General features: G+C 66.9%; 7 protein-coding genes and 1 other RNA gene. 3 read left to right on the top strand and 5 right to left on the bottom strand.

Annotated elements, in window-relative coordinates:
* Positions 1-106: 106 nt before the first annotated feature.
* On the top strand, positions 107-559 hold the full coding sequence (locus OC373_RS18485) for a GNAT family N-acetyltransferase (RefSeq protein WP_261998251.1): 453 nt from the start codon (positions 107-109) through the stop codon (positions 557-559).
* Between the two features lie 90 nt (positions 560-649).
* Here OC373_RS18485 and sugE read toward each other — a convergent pair whose 3' ends face one another.
* Positions 650-967, bottom strand: coding sequence for a quaternary ammonium compound efflux SMR transporter SugE (gene sugE / locus OC373_RS18490; protein ID WP_019185787.1), 318 nt, complete (start codon positions 965-967; stop codon positions 650-652).
* A 278-nt stretch (positions 968-1,245) separates the two neighbouring features.
* On the opposite strand from sugE, the gene ffs reads away from it, so the two are divergent.
* Positions 1,246-1,342: signal recognition particle sRNA small type (gene ffs / locus OC373_RS18495), an RNA gene on the top strand.
* 44 nt (positions 1,343-1,386) lie between these two features.
* Here the strand turns inward: ffs and OC373_RS18500 are convergent.
* The 3 genes from OC373_RS18500 to OC373_RS18510 are packed head-to-tail and all read right to left on the bottom strand — an operon-like array spanning position 1,387 to position 3,274.
* The gene (locus tag OC373_RS18500; protein ID WP_261998252.1) at positions 1,387-1,755 is read right to left on the bottom strand and encodes a nuclear transport factor 2 family protein; all 369 of its coding nucleotides are present in this window, start codon (positions 1,753-1,755) and stop codon (positions 1,387-1,389) included.
* 2 nt (positions 1,756-1,757) lie between these two features.
* Complete coding sequence (locus tag OC373_RS18505; RefSeq protein WP_261998253.1) at positions 1,758-2,525, bottom strand: MBL fold metallo-hydrolase; 768 nt, start codon at positions 2,523-2,525, stop codon at positions 1,758-1,760.
* Positions 2,525-3,274 carry a 3-deoxy-D-manno-octulosonic acid kinase gene (locus OC373_RS18510; RefSeq protein WP_019185790.1) on the bottom strand — a complete coding sequence of 250 codons (750 nt, stop codon included), beginning with the start codon at positions 3,272-3,274 and terminating at the stop codon, positions 2,525-2,527. The genes OC373_RS18505 and OC373_RS18510 overlap by 1 nt, the downstream gene beginning before the upstream one ends.
* Positions 3,275-3,295: 21 nt before the next feature.
* On the opposite strand from OC373_RS18510, the gene OC373_RS18515 reads away from it, so the two are divergent.
* Positions 3,296-4,351 (top strand): glycosyltransferase family 9 protein, encoded by a 1,056-nt coding sequence (locus OC373_RS18515; RefSeq protein ID WP_261998254.1) that lies wholly within the window; start codon positions 3,296-3,298, stop codon positions 4,349-4,351.
* Here the strand turns inward: OC373_RS18515 and OC373_RS18520 are convergent.
* Complete coding sequence (locus OC373_RS18520) at positions 4,330-4,737, bottom strand: DUF6165 family protein (RefSeq protein ID WP_019185792.1); 408 nt, start codon at positions 4,735-4,737, stop codon at positions 4,330-4,332. The two genes, OC373_RS18515 and OC373_RS18520, sit on opposite strands and share 22 nt — an antisense overlap.
* Positions 4,738-5,067 lie beyond the last annotated feature (330 nt).

A 5,067-nucleotide genomic window follows, 5' to 3' on the forward strand; every position in this document is an offset into this window, starting at 1 on the left:
CAGCGCGGAAGGGCTGGGTGCATGGATGCACCCAGCAATCCCAATGAAGCGGCCAGCCTGCATCCGAAGCCGACCACCCCAACGCGGAGCATGCCAAAGTCCCCCCATGCCCACCCTGCGCGCCTACACCCCAACAGACGCCCCCGCCTGCCTGGCACTGTTCGACACCAACGTGCCGCGTTACTTCGGCCCACACGAACGCCACGACTTCGCCAACTATCTACTTCACCCAGACCGGGCCCACGACTATCTGGTCATCGAACACAACGGCCACGTCGTCGCCTGCGGCGGCCTCGCCCTGGACAACGAGCACACGGCGGCCTTCTGCTGGGGCATGGTCGATAACGCGCAACATCGCCAAGGCCTGGGCAAGCAGCTCTCCCACGCACGCCTCGCCCACGCAAAAGCGCTAGGCGCCCAGCGCGTCACGCTCAGCACCAGCCAGCACACGCAGGATTTCTACGCCGGACTCGGCTTCGCCGTCACCCACATCACCCCCGATGGGCACGGCCCCGGGCTGGATGCGGTGGAGATGGTGCTCGAACTGGCGCCGCGTTGAGCGGCGCCAGTGATTGGGGTGCGTCAGGGTTGCGTCAGCCACGCATGGCGTGGCTCTACCCCCGAGCGCGCAGCGTGCGTTTTGAACGCCTCAGCTGCTGCTCAACTTCATCAACACCAACCCGCTCACGATCAACACCGCTGCAGCAATCCGCATCGCGCTGACCTGCTCGCCGAGGAAGGTAATGCCGATCACGAACGCGCCGACCGCGCCGATGCCGGTCCAGATCGTGTACGCGGTGCCCAGCGGCAACGTGCGCATCGCCAGCGACAGCAGCCAGAAGCTGGCGATCATGGTGACGAGGGTGATGATCGAGGGGGTGAGCCTGCTGAACCCCTCGGACTGCTTCATCGAGAACGCCCAGACGATTTCCAGCACACCGGCTGCCAACAGATAGATCCAGGCCATGCGGCCCTCCTTGATGGGGGCCAGGCCGTCCTGGTCAGTGGTTCCCGAAATGGGGGAGGCCGTTCCTCCTGTGCCACGCATTTTAGCAACCCACTCGCCGGATGCCCTATTCCGGCGGCACCGGGCTACACGGGATTCAGCCTCCGCGTCTGGCACTGCAGGCCGTGCATGCGCTAGAATGCGCGACTGCACTGCCGGACCTGTTCCTGCGTTGCACCTTCCGCCTGCGGCCGGCTGATCCTCGATCGCCCTGCAGCCGGAACGTCTCTATGGTGGCCCCGTCGGCCCCTCGCGACGCTAGGTCGAAAATCCCGCCAGGGCCGGAAGGCAGCAACGGTATCGATCGACGCGGGCGCCGAGGTCAGCCGGCGGGGCCGCCACCTTTTTGGGCGCCCGGTTTTCCCCAACCACGCTGCCGCTCAAGGCGCCGCAGGCGTGCCCTGATGGAACACCACCCGCCATGCCTCGCCGTGCAGCCGCCACAGCGAACTGCGCAACACCTCGCGCTGGCGCTCGCCTCCGACCACATACCAGCTGCGATAGCGCACCTGTGCCAAGGTGGGCGCCAACAACACGACCCGGTAGTCGGTGGACACGATCTCGACCTGCGCGCGCTCGCGCGGAATCTCCGCCAGCGCAGCAGCCCGATCGAAACACGCACCCGAGCTGCCGATCTCACTGAAGTCGTCATCCAACAACGCCGCCAGCTGCGCGACATCGCCACGGACCGCAGGCTCGTGCAACGCGCGTTCGAGCGCCTGCAGATGGGCGGCCAGCGCGTCGTCCATGCTCAGGGAGGATCCTGCGCCAGCACGTGCATGGCGGTGGGAGTCGCCAGCGCCACACGTTCGCCGGGCACGGCCACGCGGTGACCACGCTGGCGCAGCGCCTCGCCGTCGGCCTCGCTGGCGTAGTGGTAGAGCATCATCCGCGCCTGCAACTCGGCCGTGTACTCACGCTCCAGGTCATCCACACCGGTGTGCGACGGGTTGCCATGCAGGCCGCAATCGTGGGCGATCAGTTCGTTGTCGTCGGCGTAGCGCGCCAGCATTTCCGGAATCGGCCGGGTATCGCCACTCCAGGTGACCGCACCCTTCAGGCGCAGGCCATAGGCGGTTTCCGGCCAGTGATGGCGGACCGGAAACACTTCCAGGCGCACGCCGTCATGCCAGAACGCATCGCCGACCACGATCAGCTGGAACGCATCCCAGAAATTCGCACCGCCCTCGGCCAGCACGTTCGGGTAATCGGCCACGCGCTTGTGCAGCAGCGGCACGACCGTCGCCGGCACGTACACGCGAATACGCCCACGACGCTGCGGCGAGAAATACGCATCGACGAACAGGCGTTCGAAACCGGCGACGTGGTCCATGTGCACATGGGTGACGAACAATGCCTGCGGCACATGGCCGTAGTGCGCCTGGAACGCAGTGAGCCCTTCCCCGCCGCAATCGATGGTCAGCCACGGGCGTCCATCGCGTTCGATCACCGCCATCGGCGAACCGAGCTGCACGGCCGACGCATTGCCGACCCCCATGAAACGCAGTGCCCAGTCCATCAGTAACCCCGGTTCCAGGCCAGATCGTAGGCGCGGCGCAGCCGTGCGTAGTCCTTCTCGACGTCATCCTGGCTGCGCTCACCGCGCAGCTTGATCAGCGAGCGCAGCAGCCGCTTGAGATTGCGCTCGCGCCAGCGGGTGGCCGGGATGCGCAGCACGCCGCGATCGAAATCGATCAGCCAGCCGTGGCCGTTGGCGTCGAACAGAATGTTGTGGGCGTTGAGATCGGCGTGGTCCAGCCCGACGCGATGGAACCGCGCGATCAGCCGGCCGGTCTCTTCCCAGGGCGCGCCGCGCCCGGCGACCAGCGCGCGGTCGGCCAGTGAACGCACGCCCTCCAGGCGCTCCATCAGGATCGCTGCCTTGTAGCGCAGGCCTTCGCGCATGTAGAACGCGGCGATCGGTCGCGGCACCGGCAGCTTCTGCGCGCGCAGGGCACGCATCAGCCGGAACTCGGCGAAACTGCGGGTGCGGTTGGCCCCGCGCCAGATGTAGTGGTCCCGGCTGAGCTTGGCCGCCAGGCCGCCACGCAGGTACTGGCGCAGCACGGCATGACCGAAGGGGGCATCGACGAACCAGGCGCCACCACGGCCGCCATCGCCGACCGGCCGTGCCCGCTCGCCCCAGTGGGCCGGTGCGAACAGGCTCATCTCGGCTTGCCGCAAGGCTTCGCGGTCGAACAGAATGGCACCGATACCGCGTCCATCGCGGCAGGGCGTCAGCGCTTCAGTGGCGTCGAATGCGACCATTCCTTCGAGTCTAACAACACCATGGCACCAACGTCCTCTTCCTTGTGTCTTTTGCGTTTGTCCGCGCTGGGGGACGTGACCCATGTGGTGCCGCTGGTAAGCACCCTGCAGCAGGCCGATCCCGGGGTGTCGCTGCACTGGATCATCGACAAGGCCGGCCACAAGCTGCTCGATGGCCTGCCCGGCGTGACCTTCCACAGCTACGACAAGAAGACCGGCCTGGCCGGCATGCGCGCCCTGCGCGACAGCCTTCCCGCCGGGCGGTTCGATGCGCTGCTGCAGATGCAGGTGGCTTTCCGTGCCAACGTGCTGTCCGCCTTCGTGCCGGCCAAGCGCCGCATTGGCTATGACAAGGCCCGCTCCAAGGATCTTCACGGGCTTTTCATCAATGAACGCATCCCCGACCGCCCCGGCATCCATGTGCTGGATGCGATCGGCAGCTTCTGCGAACCGCTCGGCCTGAAGCAGACCGAGGTCAGCTGGGACCTCGCCGTGCCGCCGGCCGCCGTCGAGTGGGCCAACGCCCAGTGGACCGACGATGGCCGCCCGGTGCTGATGATCTCGCCCTGCTCCAGCCATGTGCGCCGCAACTGGTATGCCGACCGCTATGCGGCCGTGGCCAACCACGCCACCTCACGCGGCTGGCGGGTGGTGCTGTGCGGTGGGCGCAGCGAACTGGAACGCGGCATGGCCGATGCGATCCAGGCCCAGCTGGCCACGCCGGCGCTGGACCTGGTCGGCAAGGACACGCTCAAGCAGCTGCCGGCGCTGTTGGCGCGCGCCGCGCTGGTGATGACGCCCGATTCGGGCCCGATGCATATCGCCAACGCGATGGGGACCAAGGTGCTCGGCCTGCATGCAGCCAGCAACCCGCACCGCAGTGGCCCCTACTCCGACCGCCGCTACTGCGTGGACCGCTACGACGATGCCGCGCGCAAGTTCCTGGGCAAGCCGGCCAGCGAACTGAAGTGGGGCGCGAAGGTCGAGTTCGACGACGTGATGCAGCTGATCACCGTCGAGGACGGCATTGCCGCCTTCGAACGGTATGTCGCCGATTACGCGCCGCGCGGCGCGTAATCCTTGTACGACTTCTCTTCCACGTAGAGCGAGCCCAGCGCCAGGTTGATGTCCTTCTTGATGCGGGCGCGCTCATCGTTCTGCTGGTAGACGCTGCGCGCCAGCTCGACGAAATGGTCGTCGAAGGCCTGCGCCTTGTCCTGCAGGCGGATGTTGTCTTCGATGTCCCACAGGCGCTCGTTGACCGCCTTGAGCTCGGCACGCAGGCGCGCGATGTCCTTGACCCCGGCCGGGTGCGCCATCCAGGTCTTTTCCAGCGCGCTCAGTTCGGTGCGGATGTTGGCCAGCTTGGCCTCGTCGCTGATGCGCTCGGACTTGATCTGCAGGATCGAGATCTTGTCGAGCAGTTCACCGAAGGACACGGGGACGAGGATTTCAGCGGTCATGGGGGAAGATCCGTTACGTGAGGTGGGCAGTTTAGCGGAGCGCACGTTGGCCGGGCGTGGGGTGGGAGTGCGGCCCCCAGGGTAGAGCCACGCCATGCGTGGCTGCGCGATGGCCGCTTCATTGCCCGGATTGCTGGGTGCATCCATGCACCCAGCCCTTCCGCGCTTGCGCGCTCCAGGGCCGCGCCTCCCGGAGCTGGAGACGCCGTTGGCGATGAACGCGTCGCCACGCGCCCGGGTATGTCGGTGATGTCGCTTGGGGCTCCGGGAGCAGGGTGGCCGCTTCATTGGGATTGCTGGGTGCATCCATGCACCCAGCCCTTCCGCGCT

This window comes from Stenotrophomonas sp. Ste96, from assembly GCF_024519495.1.
In the GTDB taxonomy this organism is placed as follows: Bacteria; Pseudomonadota; Gammaproteobacteria; order Xanthomonadales; family Xanthomonadaceae; genus Stenotrophomonas; species Stenotrophomonas bentonitica_A.